Below are 15,167 nucleotides of genomic sequence, written 5' to 3' on the forward strand. Positions count from 1 at the left end.
GCGGGCCGGGAGGCGGTCGGCGCCTGGTTCCCCGGACCGGGGGCCGGGGCGGGCCGTCAGAAGGCGTAGCGGACGCGGCAGTAGGGGAGCCTGGCGGCGATCAGCCCGGTCAGGGCGGCGACGTAGCGGCCCTTGTGGCCGTTGCGGTAGCGGACGTTCCAGCCGCCCGTCTCCGACCGTTTGGCCTGCTGCAGCTCAGGCCGCCACAACACCTCCTCGGCCTTCGGGTGCCAGCCCAGGTTGACCTGGTGGAGCCGGTCGTTGTGGGTCAGGAAGATCACCTCGGCGGCGAGCTGGGCGCGGGCCTGGGGCGACAGCGCGTCGTCGAGCCGCTCCAGCAGCTCGGCCCAGTCCTCCAGCCAGCCGTCCCGGACCACCACCGGGCTCAGGTTGACGTGGACCTCGTAACCGGCCGCGACGAAGTCGTTGATCGCGTCGATGCGCTCGGCGACCGGCGAGGTGCGGATGTCCAGGAGCTTGGAGTCGGCGGCGGGCATGAGGCTGAACCGCACCCGCGTACGCCCCCGCGGGTCCCAGCCGAGCAGGTCGCGGTTGACGTACTTGGTGGCGAAGCTGGCCTTGGCGTTGGGCAGGTCGCGGAAGAGCTCGACCAGGTCCCGGACGTTGTCGCAGATCGTGGCGTCGAGCGAGCAGTCGGAGTTCTCGCCGATGTCGTACACCCACAGGCGGGGATCGACCTGGTCGGGCCGGGGCTTGACGCCCTGGCGGCCGGCGTGCCGCCGCAGGTAGCCGGTGATCTGGTCGATGTTGGCGAACACCGTGATCGGGTTGCTGTACCCCTTGCGGCGGGGCACGTAGCAGTAGGCGCACGCCATCGCGCAGCCGTTGGCCGTGGAGGGCGCGATGAAGTCGGCCGAGCGGCCGTTGGGCCGGGCCGTCAGCGACTTCTTGACGCCGAGCACGAGCGCCTCGGTCTTGATGCGCACCCAGCGGGCCACGTTCGCCTCGTCGCCGTACAGCTCGGGGATGCGGTGGTGGCTCTCGACCTCGACGATCTCGGCGCCGGGGAACCTGGCGAGGATCTCCCGACCGCGCGGCAGCGCGGCGGCCGCGGGCTCGGCGTAGATGCGCCGGACGTCGAGGAGGCCGGTCACGGCCGCTCCGGCTGTTCCATGGGGCAAGAATATGCGGTCCGGGACGCGAGTTGCCAGGTCAGCACGGGTGCGCCGCAGCTTCGGCAGTGCTCGCGCCGGTACACCTCGGAGGGGGCCTCCGGGTCACTCACCACCTGCCCGGCGTCCCGGCCGAGGGCGAGATACCTGACCGCCGCGTCCCACAGCCGCCCGGCGGTCTCGGCGCGGACGCCGCGGGCGTTCGGATGCAGGCCGACGAGGAACAGCAGCTCGGCCCGCCACGCGTTGCCGATGCCCGACCACACCTTCTGGTCCAGCACGGCCGCGATCAGGTCGTAGGCCACCTCGCCGGTCGCCAGCCGCAACCGGGTGCCGGGCCGCGGCGACGTCCCGGGGTCGTCGTACCGCAGGAAGATCCCCCGCATGCCCAGGTGGACGTGCACCGTCGGCGCGTCCGCGAAGTGGTACAGCAGGTGCTTGCCGAGCGCCTCCACCTCCGTCAGCACGCGTCCGTCCCACGGCCGCGCGTCGAACCGCCCCTGCGGTCCCGCGGCGAGCACCGTCCGGCCGGCCAGGTCCGCGTGCTGCCCGGCGGCGTGCCGGTGGATGAGATGTCCTTCGGGCATGCCCGGGGCCCTACCCCGCGAGCTGCGCCGACGCGCCGCGGGCGGCCGGTCCGCTGAGTGGACCGAACGTTGCCCGCCGCCCTTCCGGCCCAACAGCATGGACGCGACGTAAGTGATCGCTCACGCAGGGCGACGAAACGCTCGGGCGGTCATACCGTCCCACGGAAGGACGAGCACGATGAACGACAGAACGGCGAGGGCCCTGTCCCGGGCCCTCATCGCGACGGCGGTGGCGGGGGCGGCGGTGACGGCGCCCGGTGCGGCCGACGCGAGCAGCGTCCGGGCCGCGGCCGACCCGACCTGCGGGAGCTGGGTCTCCAGCGCGGTCTTCCCCGGCCTGTCGGCCCGGGCCTGCATCTGGGGCACCGGCGCCTCCTGGAAGCAGGCCCAGACCGAGGTCTTCAACGGCACGGGTTCCGCGGTCGAGGTCGAGACCCTGACCGCCACGCTCGACCCGCTCCCCGGCAACGCCCGGTGCACCGCCATCCACCTCCAGAACGGGCAGACCGCGTTCTGCGGCACGCGGAGCGTCCCCGACGACAACCCCTTCCAGTTCGACCGCGGCGTGGGCTCCGTCCAGGTCACCGACCTGGTCCACCGGGAACAGTTCGCCTTCGCGTCCCCCTTCGTCGGCTGAGCGGAAAGGGTGGTGAAGCCTTGACCGGTCCCGCGGAGGAGCCGGAGCAGGTCCGCCTGGTCCGCACCGCCGACCTGGCGGATCTGCGCTTCGGTTTTCCCGGCCTGTCGTTCAAGCGCCCGGCGGCCGGCCGGATCCTGGTCAGGACCGTGCCGGAGCGCGAGGGGCTGATCGTCGTCACGTTCGCCGCCCAGCACATCGTGGAGCAGGCGTTCTTCGAATCGGCCGGGGCCGGGCTGCCCGACCCCGTCCCGGTGCGGCCCCATCCGGCGCCTCCCGTCGTCTCCCGGATCAGCGGGCGCAGCACGCTCGTCTTCGTCGTGGGGCCCGAGGACGAGGTGCCGTACACCGCCGCGGGCCTGCTGGCGGCCATGAGACGGCTGCCGCTGCGCACGGTGGGCGACCAGGGCCCGGCCGACCCGCTGCGCGACCCGGAGGGGGATCCGCGGACCGCGATCGAGCTGCCGTACCGGCTGCTGCTGTCACCGCCCCCCGACGTGCGCTGGACGCACCGCACGGCCCCCGCCGACGAGGCGGACCGGGTGGAGCTGTGGCACACGCGGCTGCGCGACACACGGGCCAGGGCCGTGTGGACCAGGGACTTCCCCGGCGACACGCCGGTCGATCCGCCGCCCGACCCGCTTCCCACGTCATTGACGCCCGCCGACCGGGCCGCGCTCGTCCACCTCACCAGCGACCGCGGGCTGTTCACCGAGCCGGGGCACCAGCCGTACGTGCCGGTGCCCGTCGAGGTCGGCCACCTGATCCTGTCCGCCCTCGGCGGCTGGCTCGACGCCCTCGGCAGCTGGGACCCCCGCCCGGCGATCACGAACGTCAGCCAGTGGCGGCACCGCGCGGCCATGGGCCGCGACCACTACGTACGGGTGCTCTACTCGGGCTACCTGTGCCCCTTCGGGCACCGCGCGGACCTGGTGAAGGTGACCGAGCGGAAGTTCGACCCCGACCGCCCGGAACATCCCGCCTACCTGGCCCAGCGCATCTTCATCACCTGCCGCGAACCGGTCAGGGACTTCCCGCCCGGCACGGCCCGCCGCGACGCCGACGGCGAACGGCTCGACGCCCAGTTCCCGTTCCGGCGGGTCGAACTGCTGACCCTGGTCACCCCCGACCTCTCGCCGCCCGCCGACGTCCTGCCGGTGCGCGAAGGGCAGCACGCCTTCTTCCCCGCCGTCCGCGACCAGGACCCGTTCCTGTTCAAGGTGCGCGCGACCGACCTGGCCGGACGGGTGACCGAGTTCAGCACTCCGCTGCTGTTCCTCACCGAGAACTTCAACAAGGGCGCCGACCTGGTGGCGGCGGCAGCGGCGTACAACGCCCTGGACCCCGGTCCGGCAGAGGCGCCGCCGGACCGGCTGAGCGCCGACCTGCACGGCGCCCGGGTCGCCGTCGCCGCGCCCGCCGCGCCCGACGACACCACCGTCGAGGCCGCGACCCTCATCTGGGGGACGGCCCTGCCGACGGACCGTGAGGACCAGCTCCACCAGCGGATCCCCGGCTTCCTGCCGGTGCTGCGCTGGGCGTCGGCGGTGGTCCCGGCCGTGAGCAGGCTCACCGGCGCGTCCGGGCCCCGCCCGGTCCGGTACGCCCGGCGCTACCGGCTGGCCGCCTTCGACCGGACGCCCGACCGGCCCGGCGACCCCGTCAACCCCGGCGAGGTGTTCCTGGAGCTGGTCAGCGGCACGTCCCCGCTGGTCATGGACTTCGACGACCAGCGGGACCGCGCCGGCGGCCTGGCCGCGCCCACGTTCACCGTCGCGGGCCTGTCCCGGCTGACCGGCCCGGTCAGCGCCGCCAGAACACCCGCCGGAACGCCCGCCGGAACGCCCGCCGGAACGCCCGCCGCGGCGACCGACCCGCTCGGCACGGTCGCCGACGGCACCTTCCGGCCCTCGGACTTCTTCGACGCGATCGGCGCGAAGCTGTTCGGCGTCATCCCGCTGTCCGCCCTGGTCAAGGCCGCCGGCCTGGACGAGGAGCTGAAGGCGCCGCGGTTCGTCACGCAGACCCTCAACGCCGCCACCGCCTTCCTCACCGACCTGCGCCGCGCCGAACGCCGGCTCACCGAGGTGGCCGCCCGCTTCCCGGCGGTGGCCGCCGCGGCCGAGCGGGTACGGACCACCGCGCTGACCCTCGCCGCCGCCGTCGAGGCGTTCATCGCGGGAACGGCCGACCTCGGCCGGGTGGACGCGGCCTTCCGCGACTTCAGCGCCGCCCTCGACGCGCTCGGCGCCGGCCTTCCCGCCGACGTGGACCACGCCGTCGTCACCCTGCTCCGCCACCTGCGACAGGCCCTCGCCATCTGGGACGACGCCCCCGCCGGGGTGCTGCCGCTGCGGCGGGCGATCGAGAGCGCCGGAGCCGGCCTGCGGCTGCCGGAGTCCGTCGCCGCCCGGCTGGAGTGGACGCCCGACATCCAGCCCTGGTCGTTGCGCGAGGGCGACCAGCCGATCTTCGTCCCGCACGACGGCCACGGCGACCCGGCGCGCAAGGGCCGCTTCTCCGTGGTCGTCGACCTGCGCGCCGGGCTGCGGCCGGACACGCCTCCGGCCGCCGACGTGACCTGCACGCTGGAGGAGTTCGACCTGGTGCTGCTGCCGGGCGTGCTGGAGGCGATGCGGCTGGACTTCCGGCGGATCAGGTTCACCATGCGGGCCGGCGAGAAGCCCGACGTCGAGGTGGCGTTCCGCGACGTCGAGTTCATCGGGGCGCTGTCGTTCGTCGAGACGCTGCGCCGCATCATCCCGCTCGACGGGTTCAGCGACCCGCCGACGCTCGACGTCTCCCCGCGCGGCGTGCTGGCCAGGTACGGGATGCCGCTGCCGAACCTGGCGATCGGCGTCTTCAGCCTGGCGAACATCTCTCTCAACGCCTACCTGGACCTGCCGTTCGCGGGCACCCGGCCGCTGGAGATCGGGTTCGCGTTCTGCCGCAGGGACGCGCCGTTCCGGCTCACCGTCTCGCTGTTCGGCGGCGGCGGCTGGTTCGGGATCGTGCTGTCGCCCGACGGGGTCCGCGCGCTGGACGCCGGCCTGGAGTTCGGGGCCGCGGCGTCCGTCGACTTCGGGGTGGCCAGCGGCAGCGTGTCGGTGATGGCCGGGATCTACTTCCACCTCGACGCCGCGACCGGGCAGGCTGTCCTGTTCGGCTACTTCCGCGCCCGCGGCGAGGTGGACGTCCTCGGCCTGGTCTCCGCCTCGATCGAGCTCTACCTGGAGCTGGGGTACGAGGGCGGCGACGCGGTCGGCCGGGCGCGGATCACGATCACCATCGAGATCGGGTTCTTCGAGGAGTCCGTCGAGATCAGCTGCGAGAAGCGGTTCGGCGGCGCCCGGTCACTGACCGCCGCCGCGGAGCTCACCGCGGGAGCGGTCATGGACGGCGGCGAGACGGCCGGTTCCGCGGCCACCTTCGCCCAGATGATGGCGCCGTACCGGGATCCGGTCACCGGCGCGCGACGAGATCCGGTCGCCGAGTACTGCGGCGCCTTCGCGGAGGTGGCCTGACATGAGCGAACGGACCGGACAGAGTACGGGGGAGCGCATGGGCACGTTCAAGGTTCTGTGGACGGCGTTGCCGGCCGGGGTGGCCGGACCGGGCGAGGTCCGGTTGTCGGTGGCCGTCGGGCCCCGGCTGGAGGCGCCGCGCGGCCGGCTCGACGACGTCGCGGAGTTCACCGACTGGCCGAGGACGTTGCGCGAGACCGTCCTGCCGGCCCTGCGAATCGTGTGGGACGGCCACGCGGCCCCGGTCGTCCCACACCCCGACCCGCGATCCCCCGCCCCCGACTCCGACCTGTGGGGCAGACTCTTCCCGGCCGCCTCGCCGGTGCGGTCGCGCTCACTGGCCGCCGCCGGCGCCCTCGGCGCGGCGGTCGCGGCCGGTTCGCCGGGCGTGCGGGTGTTGCGGTCGTTCCCCGCCGCGCTGGTCCACGAGCGCATCGCCACGCTGTACGACCAGATCGGCCAGGCCGTGATCAGCGACCGCCTCACGCCTCCGGGAAGCGGCGAGGCCGCCCTCGGCCGGCGCGGGGACGGCCTCCTGCGACGGCCCTGGCGTCAGCCGTACACCGGTCTGGTCCGCGAGCTCCCGGTGGTCGGCGAGATGAGCAGGTTCAGCGGCGACCCCCAGGCCGCCTACCGGGCCATCGACGGCATGATCGGCGGGGGCGTCCGCGCCGCCGCCGACTCCGGCCCGGCCACCCTCGACCGGACGAGCGAGGCCTACCGCAGCGACGAGACGAGGTTCGCGCTGGCCGAGGCCGTCAGGTTCTACGACCGGCCCAAACCCCCCGGCGACGGCGGCGGCCCGGCGGGCGCGGCGGCCGGCGGGGCCCGGCCGGAGCCGCCCGACGTGGAGTTCCACGGCGTCTGCGGCTTCCTGGCCGACTATCCGGAGCTGTGCCGCCGGCTCGGGCTCGTCCTCGACCTCGTCGTCCCCGTGCCGCCGGGGCTCGCCGCCGCCGGACGGCTGCGGGTGGCGTTCGAGGACGTGCCACCGCCGTTCGACACCGACCGGCTGCGGCCGTGGACGCTCTACGACTTCGCGCCGGGGGAGCGCTTCACCGCCGCGTCGCCGCCGGGGCACCCCGTCCAGGGCGGCTGGCTCGGCCTGGGCGGCGACGACTGGACGGTCACCGACGCCGACATCGACGGCTCGGCCATCAAGGCGGCCGACTTCACCGCGCTGATCGAGCGCATGCACGGGCTGAGCGGGCCGAGCGGCCAGCCGAGCGCCCAGCACCTGGGCACCGGCACGACGGCGCTCCAGGGCGCCGGGCTCACCGTCTTCCACCGCGGACGGGACGCCTGGCTGGCCGCCCAGATCGGCGACGACGCCGCCCACCAGCGTGGATCGGCCGACCAGGTGCCCGAGCTGCACGCCGGGCACCTGGTCCGCGGGTTCCGCGTGGACGCCGGGGTCGTCGGCCCGGACGGCGCGGTCACCGGCTGGCTCTCCCTGTGCCGCCGCCGGGGCTCCTACCTCATCCGCCGCGGCGGGCAGCCGCCGTACTGGATCGAGGGGATCGCCGACGACGAGGGCGCGGTCCGGGCCAGCGCCGTCACCCGCGACGCGACCAGGACCGACGAGCTGTACGTGCACCAGGCGCTGTTCGGCTGGGACGGCTGGAGCCTGGCCGCCCCGCTGCCCGGCCGCACGCTGGACAGGTTCGGCCGGCCGGTCGTCGCCGATCCGGAGGTGGACGCGAACTTCCCGCTCGACACCAAGTTCACGCCGGTGCCCGGCTCGCTGCCGGCGCTCCGGTACGGGCGCACCTACCGGCTGCGGGCCCGCGTCGTGGACCTGGCGGGCAACGCCCTGGCCCCGGAGGCGCAGGCGCCCGCGTCCGCGTTGTCGCGGGCGATCACGTACTCGCGGTGGGAGCCGGTGCCGCCGCCGGTGATCGTCGAGCGCAAGCCGTTCAACGAGGGCGAGTCCAGCCAGTGCCTGGTCATCCGGAGCACCGTCACGGCCGACGGACGCGACGTGCCCGCCTGGGAGTGGGCCCTCGACCGCCAGGACGTCCCCGGCCACACCGACCACCCGCCCGCCGCCGACGGCCTGAGCCGCCGGTACGTCTACTACGACGAGCGGTTCGTCGCCCCGCCCAAGACGTCGCTGCAGATGGCCGAGCGGCACGGCCGCTTCGACGACGCCATCGGCGGCGACCGGCCGCAGGAGGTGCGCAGAAGGTTCTTCACGGCCGCCGCGCGCGAGTCCGGCACGTTCCTCGACACCGTGGTGAGCTACGCCGACGACCCGCGCCGCACCCGCGACCTGCTGTTCTTCGGCGAGATCGCGGTCGCCAAGCACGACGCCGCCGACCCCGAGCCGGTCACCCGGCTGCCCGTGGCGCGCGGCGCCGGGCTGAAGCGGGGCGAGTTCGTCGTGCACACCGCCGCCGAGCTGATCCTGCCGTACCTGCCCGACGTCCTGGCCAGGGGCGTCACGCTGTACGGACTGCCGGGCGCGCCGCCCCTTCATCCCGTCTCCTTCTACGACGGCTTCCACGACGCCTGGCCGGACGCGGCGCCGTTCACCCTGCGGATCGAGGAGGGGGACGGGCCGCCGCGATGGCAGGACGTCCCGCGCCGGCTCACCGTCCACCTGCCCAAGGCCGAGACGGCGACCGTACGGCTCAGCTGCCGGCTCACCGCGGCCGACCTCGCCCTGCTGCCCGTCTGGCAGCGCCTGCTCGTCTCGGACTTCTGGCGCGACCTGACCGACGCCGAACGTGAGCTGATCGCCGAGGAGACCGTCGCCGGGCTGAACTGGCTGCTCACCCCGTACACGGAGCTGCGCCTCGTGCACGCCGTCGAACGCCCGTTGTCGCCGCCCGCGCTCGCCGGGCTGGACTTCGCCCGCGACCCCGAACAGACCTTCGCCGACCTGCGCGGCGCCCTGCGCGCGCACCCGCGCAGCACCGGGCACGTCGACATCGACGCCACCTGGATGCGCTGGATCGACGACGTCACCGAACCGGCCCCCCGCCGGATCAGGGAGCACGCCCACGTCGGCCGGGTCGAGCTGGCCTACGCCGACCGCGACGAGGTGCGCCTGCCGCACTCGGCCACCCCGCTCCGCCATGACTTCGGCGACACGCTGCACCGCAACGTCGCCTACCGGCCGACCGCCACCACCCGGTTCCGCGAGTACTTCCACCCGTCGATCACCGCCGACCCGGGCCTGGTCACCAGCGCCGGCGAGCCGAGCGCAGGGCCGTCCGGGCGGGGCTGGCCGGTGCCCGCGAGCAGGCGGCCGGAGCCGCCGAAACCGTCGTACCTGCTGCCCACCTTCCGGTGGAGCCGGCAGCAGGACCGCCGCGAGCGGCGCTTCGTGTCGGTACGCGACGGGGCCGGCGTCCGGGTCCACCTGGACCGGCCGTGGTTCTCCTCCGGCGACGACGAGTTGCTGGCGGTCGTGCTCGACCCGCCCGGGGGCGACGCGCTGCCCGGCCGGCTGGCGACCCGGTGGGGCACCGATCCCGTCTGGTCGGACGCGACCGTGCTGCCCCCGCCCGCACCCGGCAACTTCCCCGGCCCCGTGACCGCCGTCGGGCTGCGGCTGGCCGAGTCCGGGGAGGGCCGCGAGCTGACCGGGGCGGTCGTGGCGTACGAGCCGTCGTACGACGCGGCCAAGCGCCTGTGGTTCGCCGACATGGACGTGGACCTGGGCGCGGCCGGGCAGGCGTCGGCCTGCTTCCCGTACCTGCGCCTGGCCCTGGCCCGCTACCAGCCGCACGCGCTGACGGGGCTGGAGCTGTCGCCGGTGGTGCAGGCCGAGTTCGCGCAGCTCGTGCCGCGCCGGACCCTGACGGTCGAGGAGGTGTCCGGCGGGGGATTGCGCGTCGTCCTCACCGGGCCCGCCGCCGCCACCGAGCTCGGCGCGCAGGCCGGTGCCGGGCTGCCCGGAGTCGCGGCGAGCCACCGCGTCACCGCGACCGTCCAGCGGCGGCCCTTCACCAGCGCCGAAGAGCTCGACTGGACGGACACGCCGATCAGAGCCGAACTGACCTGCGGCACGGCCCAGACCGGCTACCAGTGGTCGGCGGTGATCCCGCCGGCGGTGCTGGACATCGTCTGGCAGTACCGCCTCCTGGTGGAGGAGCGCGAACGCTACCGCACCGACCCCGGCACCGCCGACGAGACGGTCGTCATCGAGGCGGCCGGGGGTGGCGCGCCGCAGCGGATCCCGGTGGGCGAGCGGCTCGCGCACGCCGACAGCGTCCCGCTGCGGGCCCGGCTGGGGCGGCTGGTCATCGACTTCGACGCCTGACGCCTCCCCGGACCGCCCGGCCCTGACCGGCGGCGACGGCCGCCGGTCCCCCCTTCGGACGGCCTTGGGACGGCGGGCGGCCTCCTATGGGCGGGGCTCACCGGTCGCGTGGCGGGACTTCCGGCCATGGGCCGGGGCTCACCGGTCGCGTGGCGGGGCTTCCGGGGCGGCCAGCAGGCTCAGGGCGCGGCCCGCTCCCGGCACCCGGGCCAGATTGGCGCTGATGCACGCCGCCGTCTCGCGCACGGCGTCGGCCAGCAAGGGCAGCCGGGACGTGCCGACCACCACGACGGCCGCCGCGGCCACCACGGCCCCGGTCGGCGCGCGGACGGGGGCGGCCACACATCCCAGGGGCGGCAGGGCCGCCTCGAAGTCGAAGGCCACCCGCCGCTCGCGGGCGTCGCCGACCCGCCGCGCCCACTCGGCGGGGGAGTGCCCCTCCGGCAGGCTCCAGCCGGGGTCAGGACGGCGGCCCGACGCCGGGTTGCCCACCGCCAGTACGACCTCCGCGGCGCTGGCCGCCGGCAGCACCAGGCCGGGACGCATGCGAAAGACCTCGTCCACGGCCGGGTCGCCGATGCCCGAGACGACGATGACGTCGTCGCCGTCCCTGACCGCGATGGTCACCGCGCATCCGGCGGCGGCCAGCCGGCGCAGCGGCCGCACGGCGGCCGTGCTCAGCACCTGGGCCGGTGACCAGCGCTGACCCCAGCGGAACATCCGCGTGCCGATGCGGTAGCGGCCGTCCTCGCGGTGGACCAGGCCGAGGTCGGTGAGCCGGCACAACAACCGGTGGGCGGTCGCCTTGGGCAGGCCGGTGGCCACGGCGAGCTGCGTCAGCCCGGCCTCCTCCACCCGCGCGAGCTCCTCCAGCACCGCGAACGCGCCGTGCAGCACGCCGCGCCCGGCGGCGGGCCCGGCTCGTCCGTCGGCACCGTGGCCGCCGAGCTCTTCCGGGCAGAATTCCATCGCGCACCCCCCGGGTCGCACTGACCCACCCGTTCGTATCACCAGGACGGGCGCGCTCCCCAGGATCCCGATCGCCATAAGTGACTAACCAATCACGCACAGTGATCGTGCGAGGCGAGTGCACACTTCAGGGCCTGCGTCGCAAGAGGTGCGGACGGCTATAGGCGAGTTTCTCCGTCGATAGGGTGACGTGTCGCAATGACACGACTACTTATCGTGTGCGAGCGGTATCAGTCGTTCGGCCGGACGGACACCGGCGACGGGTGCGAACAGTTCGCGAAGACGCGTCCTTTGCCGGTCCTTTCCCGTGTCCCGCAAAGCCCCGCCTCCAGGAAGGGACTACATGCGCAGCAAAGTCGTCGCGGTCTTCCCGGGCAGCGTAGCCATGCCCGCCGCCGGGGTGCTGGCGCCCCTGGCCGCCCGTACGCCGGCCGTCCAGGAGCTCCTGCCGGAGATCGACGCCGTCGCCGCCGAGTACGGCTCGCCCCCGCTCAGCGCCTACCTCCTCACCCCGGACGCCCCCCGCCCGCCCGGCCCCGAGAGCCACTACCTGGCCCTGATGGCGGTGTCGTTAGCCGCCTTCGACACCCTCGTACGGGAGGGGCTCCAGCCGTACGCGCTGGTGGGCCACGGCCTCGGGGAGCTGTGGGCCCTGGTCGCCGCCGGGGTGCTGAGCGCGGGCGACGGCGCGCGCCTGGCCTGCGCACGCAGCCGCGCACTGACCGGCCTGGACTGGCCGGGCACGATGATGTCCCTCGACGTCTCCGCCGTGCAGGCCCGGCGCCTGGTCGCGCTGCTCGATCATCCCCATCTCGTGGTCGGCTGCGACGACACGCCGCGGCGGTGCGTCCTGTCGGGGCCGCGCGAGCTGATGCCGCAGGCGGCCCGGATCGCCGGGCACCTGGGCTGGACGAGCGCCCCGCTCCAGGTCCCGCACCCCGCCCACACGCCCGCGGTCGCCGCCGCGGCCGCCGAGCTGAGAGGCCGCCTGCCCGGCGTCAGAACGGCTCCGGCGCGCTGGCCGCTGTTCTCCCCGACGCTGGGACGCCTGCTCACCCCCGACGACGACCCCGTCGCCGTCACCGCCGACGCCATGGTCGTCACCGTGCACTTCCACCAGGCCGTCCGGGGGCTGGCCGCACGCGGCGCGGAGGTCTTCCTGGAGTGCGGGGCGGGCGAGGACGCGGTCGCGCTGGTCCGCGCCATCGTCCCCGCCGCCACCGCCGCGTCCCCGCTCGCCGCCGGGGGCCCGTGGCGGCCGGGCGAGCCGCTCCACCCCGCCGTCCCCCTGAACACCCCCGCACCGAACGGCTCCGCACCTGCCTCGGCTCCGGCGCCGCACGCCGGCCCTGCCCTGCTCCTCGACCGAATCGGACCGCCGCGGCACGACGAACCCGCAGAACCCGCCCAGCGCGACGACCCCACAGAACCGGCCCCGCCTGACGGATTCGCAGAGCTTGCCCAGCGTGACCGGCCCGCAGCGCTTGGCCGGCGCGGCGAAGCGGCGGAACGGGGCACGTCGCCGCAGGCCGGTGCCGGGCTCGTGCCCGCCCCGGCCCGTCCGGGGGACGCCGATCAGGAGCCGAGCCGGTCGGGGACGGCCGACGTCACGCCTATCGGTCAGGAGGCGGGCCGGTCGGTGGTCGGGGGCGCGGCTCTCGGTCAGGAGGCGGGCCGGTTGGGGGCGGCCGGTGTCTCAGCTTTCGGTCAGGGGGCGGGCGGGGCGATGGTCGGTGGTGCGGCTTTCGGGGAGGTGGCGCGGCCGCGGCTCGCCCCTGCGCCGCCACTGGCGCCGCCGCTGTTCCCGTCCGTCGAGCGGATGTTGCCCCCGGCGACGCTTCTGCTGTGCGGCGGGGCCGACGTCCTGGCGTTGCGGGCGCTGACCGACGATCGTGACGACGTGGTGGTGGCCGACGCCGACACCATCGACTGGACCTGGCTCCCCCTGACGCCCCGGCACCTGCGGGTGGTCGCCCGCCCCGGCCCCGACGCCGGACCGGTGCACGAGGCGATGATCGCCACCGCGGCCCGCTTCCCGCACCTGCACAGCATCGCCGCCCTCGTCCTGGACGCACTGCGCCAGGAGGTGGTGCCGCACCCGATCGCCGGCCTGTTCGCGGGGACGATCCAGCCGCTGGCCGCCGAACTGGCCGGTTGCGCCTGCGTCGCGGTCGCGACCGCGGACGTCGACCTGCCCGCCGCGCTGGACGTCCTGGCCGCCGAGCTGGAGGCGGCGCCGCCGCTGCTGGCCGCCTTCTACCAGGGCCCGCAACGGCTGCTGTACGAGCTCACCCCGGCCTTCGGCGACCAGCCGTGGCAGGGAAACGGAGGATCGTGGCCCTCGCCGACCAACACGGCATGAGCACCCCGCCTCCCTGTCGCCGACGCCCGGGGAAGCGACTCCTGACGAAACCGCGCCTTCCGTCTCCGCCACTCCTTGCGTACGCTGCATGACGGTAAGTGACAGACAAGCATTCGTTCAGGAGGGGCATTGCGCAAGACAAGGCATGTCGCGGCGGTCGTCGCCGGGTCCGTCGCCCTGCTGTCGCTGGGGTTCACCGCGCCGGCGTCGGCCGCCACGGTCCTCGACTGCGACACCTTCGTCCACAACAACGACAACTACCTCGGCATCGCGATGTGCAGCAACCCGACGGGCCAGACCTGGCGGTTCCGGGCCGTGATCACCTGCGGCTGGGCGCCCGACGTCGTCGGCGACTGGGTCGACCTCCCGCCCGGTCGTTCGGGCCAGTCCCAGGGCGTCTGCGGCCGGCTCGGCACGGGCGTCGGCGCCGTGGGCGTCGACGAGCGCCGCGTCTGAACCTGAAGATCGGAAACCGACGGTGAAGGCCTTCGGCCGTGCTCAAGGAGCCCTTCACGACCGTCAGGATCGGCCGATGCCCTCTCCGTGCGGCGTGCGGGCATCGGTCCGTTCCTCACGCAGTGGGAGAGCTGGAGCGCAGACCAGCTCTCCCGTGCCCTCCTGCCCTCCTGACGATCCGGCAGGCCGGGCGGATGGTGGCTGGGGGAGTCAGTCGGTAGGCTCCGTGCCCGGTTCCTCCTCGCCGGAGTCCGCGCCGGAGTCCTCGCGGGACTCCTCGGCCACCTCGCGCCGCTCCTGGGCGACCTTCTCCTCAGGGTCGGGCGGCGGCTCGACCGGCTCGGCGGGGATCGGCCGGGGAGTGTCCCGCACTTCGACCGCCGCCCGCGCGGCGGTGGTGTCGCTCTCCCCGTTGACCCGTCCGACCGCGGGCGGCATGTCCTCGGGCAGCTTGTCCTGTTCGTCCATGACTCGCAACTGCCCTGACCTTGACCTCTTGAACGAAAACCGACATGGGCCCCTCTCCGGGCACACTCCGTACCATCCGGCCATCACGCCTGCGCCCGCAATACCGCCTATCGATGACTGAACCGGTTGTTCGGAGTGAGACTCAACAAAAGCGAGATCACCCTCATTCACGGATAAAACTGGTGCGAGTCGGACATAAAGGTGCTGTAGTTACGTTTGGGTTCTGCCGCGAGGGACTCTGTCCGACAAAATGCGCAAAACAGTAGTTCGCGTCATTTCCTCCTTACGGACACGCCTGAGGCAGGAGTATCTTTGACATCCTTGGCGGCGGGCGGCAGCAGAGGATGGCATTGATGCAGTTAATCCGCTTCGAGTCCGAGGATGGCGCGGATATTTACGTCGAGATCGACGACAACGAACCGGGAGTCGTCGCCGCGTCCCGGCTGAGCGAGTCGATCGCCGCGGCCGCCGGATCCTTGGAAGGCGGTCTCGACCAGATTCGCGGACTGGCCCGCACCACCTTCGACCGGCTTGTAGCTTTGCCTCACCCTCCTGACGAAGTCAACGTCGAATTCGGCGTCCGGCTCAATGCGAAGGTGGGCGCCGTCATCGCGCACAGCGAGGGCGAAGGCCATCTCAAGGTGTCCATGACCTGGCGGCGGGTGCCGGACGATCCGGCCTGACGCGGATCACCCGGCAGGCGGGATCGCCGTGCGGACCGGCGGTGCGAGGGGCGGCGTCGCCGTGCGGCCCCGACGGTG

10 protein-coding genes are annotated in these 15,167 nt (G+C 74.1%); 6 read left to right on the top strand and 4 right to left on the bottom strand.

Annotation, left to right across the window (positions count from 1 at the left end; all coding sequences use genetic code 11):
* Positions 1-56: 56 nt before the first annotated feature.
* Together AB0J76_RS13940 and AB0J76_RS13945 are read right to left on the bottom strand one after the other, a co-directional pair.
* Positions 57-1,115 carry a spore photoproduct lyase family protein gene (locus AB0J76_RS13940; protein WP_352329045.1) on the bottom strand — a complete coding sequence of 353 codons (1,059 nt, stop codon included), beginning with the start codon at positions 1,113-1,115 and terminating at the stop codon, positions 57-59.
* Complete coding sequence (locus AB0J76_RS13945; RefSeq protein ID WP_352329043.1) at positions 1,112-1,720, bottom strand: DNA-formamidopyrimidine glycosylase family protein; 609 nt, start codon at positions 1,718-1,720, stop codon at positions 1,112-1,114. Before AB0J76_RS13945 ends, AB0J76_RS13940 begins: the two co-directional genes overlap by 4 nt.
* 178 nt (positions 1,721-1,898) lie before the next feature.
* On the opposite strand from AB0J76_RS13945, the gene AB0J76_RS13950 reads away from it, so the two are divergent.
* From AB0J76_RS13950 to AB0J76_RS13960, 3 genes are read left to right on the top strand one after another with little or no spacing between them, the layout of a single operon-like run.
* Entirely contained in the window at positions 1,899-2,357 is a 459-nt protein-coding gene (locus AB0J76_RS13950; protein WP_352329041.1) for a hypothetical protein, read from the top strand.
* Between the two features lie 20 nt (positions 2,358-2,377).
* A complete protein-coding gene (locus tag AB0J76_RS13955; RefSeq protein WP_352329039.1) occupies positions 2,378-5,881 on the top strand; it encodes a hypothetical protein in 3,504 nt (1,167 codons plus the stop codon).
* 1 nt (position 5,882) lies between these two features.
* Positions 5,883-10,151 (top strand): hypothetical protein, encoded by a 4,269-nt coding sequence (locus AB0J76_RS13960; RefSeq protein ID WP_364389568.1) that lies wholly within the window; start codon positions 5,883-5,885, stop codon positions 10,149-10,151.
* A 138-nt stretch (positions 10,152-10,289) separates the two neighbouring features.
* Here the strand turns inward: AB0J76_RS13960 and AB0J76_RS13965 are convergent, their stop codons facing one another.
* Positions 10,290-11,120 carry a helix-turn-helix domain-containing protein gene (locus AB0J76_RS13965; protein WP_352327233.1) on the bottom strand — a complete coding sequence of 277 codons (831 nt, stop codon included), beginning with the start codon at positions 11,118-11,120 and terminating at the stop codon, positions 10,290-10,292.
* A gap of 343 nt (positions 11,121-11,463) precedes the next feature.
* Between AB0J76_RS13965 and AB0J76_RS13970 the strand changes: the two genes are divergently transcribed.
* Together AB0J76_RS13970 and AB0J76_RS13975 are read left to right on the top strand one after the other, a co-directional pair.
* Positions 11,464-13,482, top strand: coding sequence for an acyltransferase domain-containing protein (locus tag AB0J76_RS13970; RefSeq protein WP_352327232.1), 2,019 nt, complete (start codon positions 11,464-11,466; stop codon positions 13,480-13,482).
* A gap of 129 nt (positions 13,483-13,611) precedes the next feature.
* Positions 13,612-13,938, top strand: a complete 327-nt coding sequence (locus tag AB0J76_RS13975) for a hypothetical protein (RefSeq protein ID WP_352327231.1) — start codon at positions 13,612-13,614, stop codon at positions 13,936-13,938.
* 210 nt (positions 13,939-14,148) lie between these two features.
* On the opposite strand, the gene AB0J76_RS13980 is transcribed toward AB0J76_RS13975, so the two are convergent.
* Positions 14,149-14,406: a hypothetical protein gene (locus AB0J76_RS13980; RefSeq protein ID WP_352327230.1), complete on the bottom strand. Its 258-nt coding sequence runs from the start codon at positions 14,404-14,406 to the stop codon at positions 14,149-14,151.
* 344 nt (positions 14,407-14,750) lie between these two features.
* Here AB0J76_RS13980 and AB0J76_RS13985 point away from each other — a divergent pair, with 344 nt between their 5' ends.
* A complete protein-coding gene (locus AB0J76_RS13985) occupies positions 14,751-15,089 on the top strand; it encodes a CU044_2847 family protein (protein WP_364389571.1) in 339 nt (112 codons plus the stop codon).
* Positions 15,090-15,167 lie beyond the last annotated feature (78 nt).

Origin of the sequence: Nonomuraea sp. NPDC049624, assembly GCF_040675255.1 — a bacterium.
Classification (GTDB): Bacteria; Actinomycetota; Actinomycetes; order Streptosporangiales; family Streptosporangiaceae; genus Nonomuraea.

Bases quoted from the DNA above. Each gene is read 5' to 3' on its own strand.
- AB0J76_RS13945 (WP_352329043.1), bottom strand. From the start codon at position 1,720: ATGCCCGAAGGACATCTCATCCACCGGCACGCCGCCGGGCAGCACGCG.
- AB0J76_RS13950 (WP_352329041.1), top strand. From the start codon at position 1,899: ATGAACGACAGAACGGCGAGGGCCCTGTCCCGGGCCCTCATCGCGACG.
- AB0J76_RS13960 (WP_364389568.1), top strand. From the start codon at position 5,883: ATGAGCGAACGGACCGGACAGAGTACGGGGGAGCGCATGGGCACGTTC.
- AB0J76_RS13965 (WP_352327233.1), bottom strand. From the start codon at position 11,120: ATGGAATTCTGCCCGGAAGAGCTCGGCGGCCACGGTGCCGACGGACGA.
- AB0J76_RS13970 (WP_352327232.1), top strand. From the start codon at position 11,464: ATGCGCAGCAAAGTCGTCGCGGTCTTCCCGGGCAGCGTAGCCATGCCC.
- AB0J76_RS13980 (WP_352327230.1), bottom strand. From the start codon at position 14,406: ATGGACGAACAGGACAAGCTGCCCGAGGACATGCCGCCCGCGGTCGGA.
- AB0J76_RS13985 (WP_364389571.1), top strand. From the start codon at position 14,751: ATGGCATTGATGCAGTTAATCCGCTTCGAGTCCGAGGATGGCGCGGAT.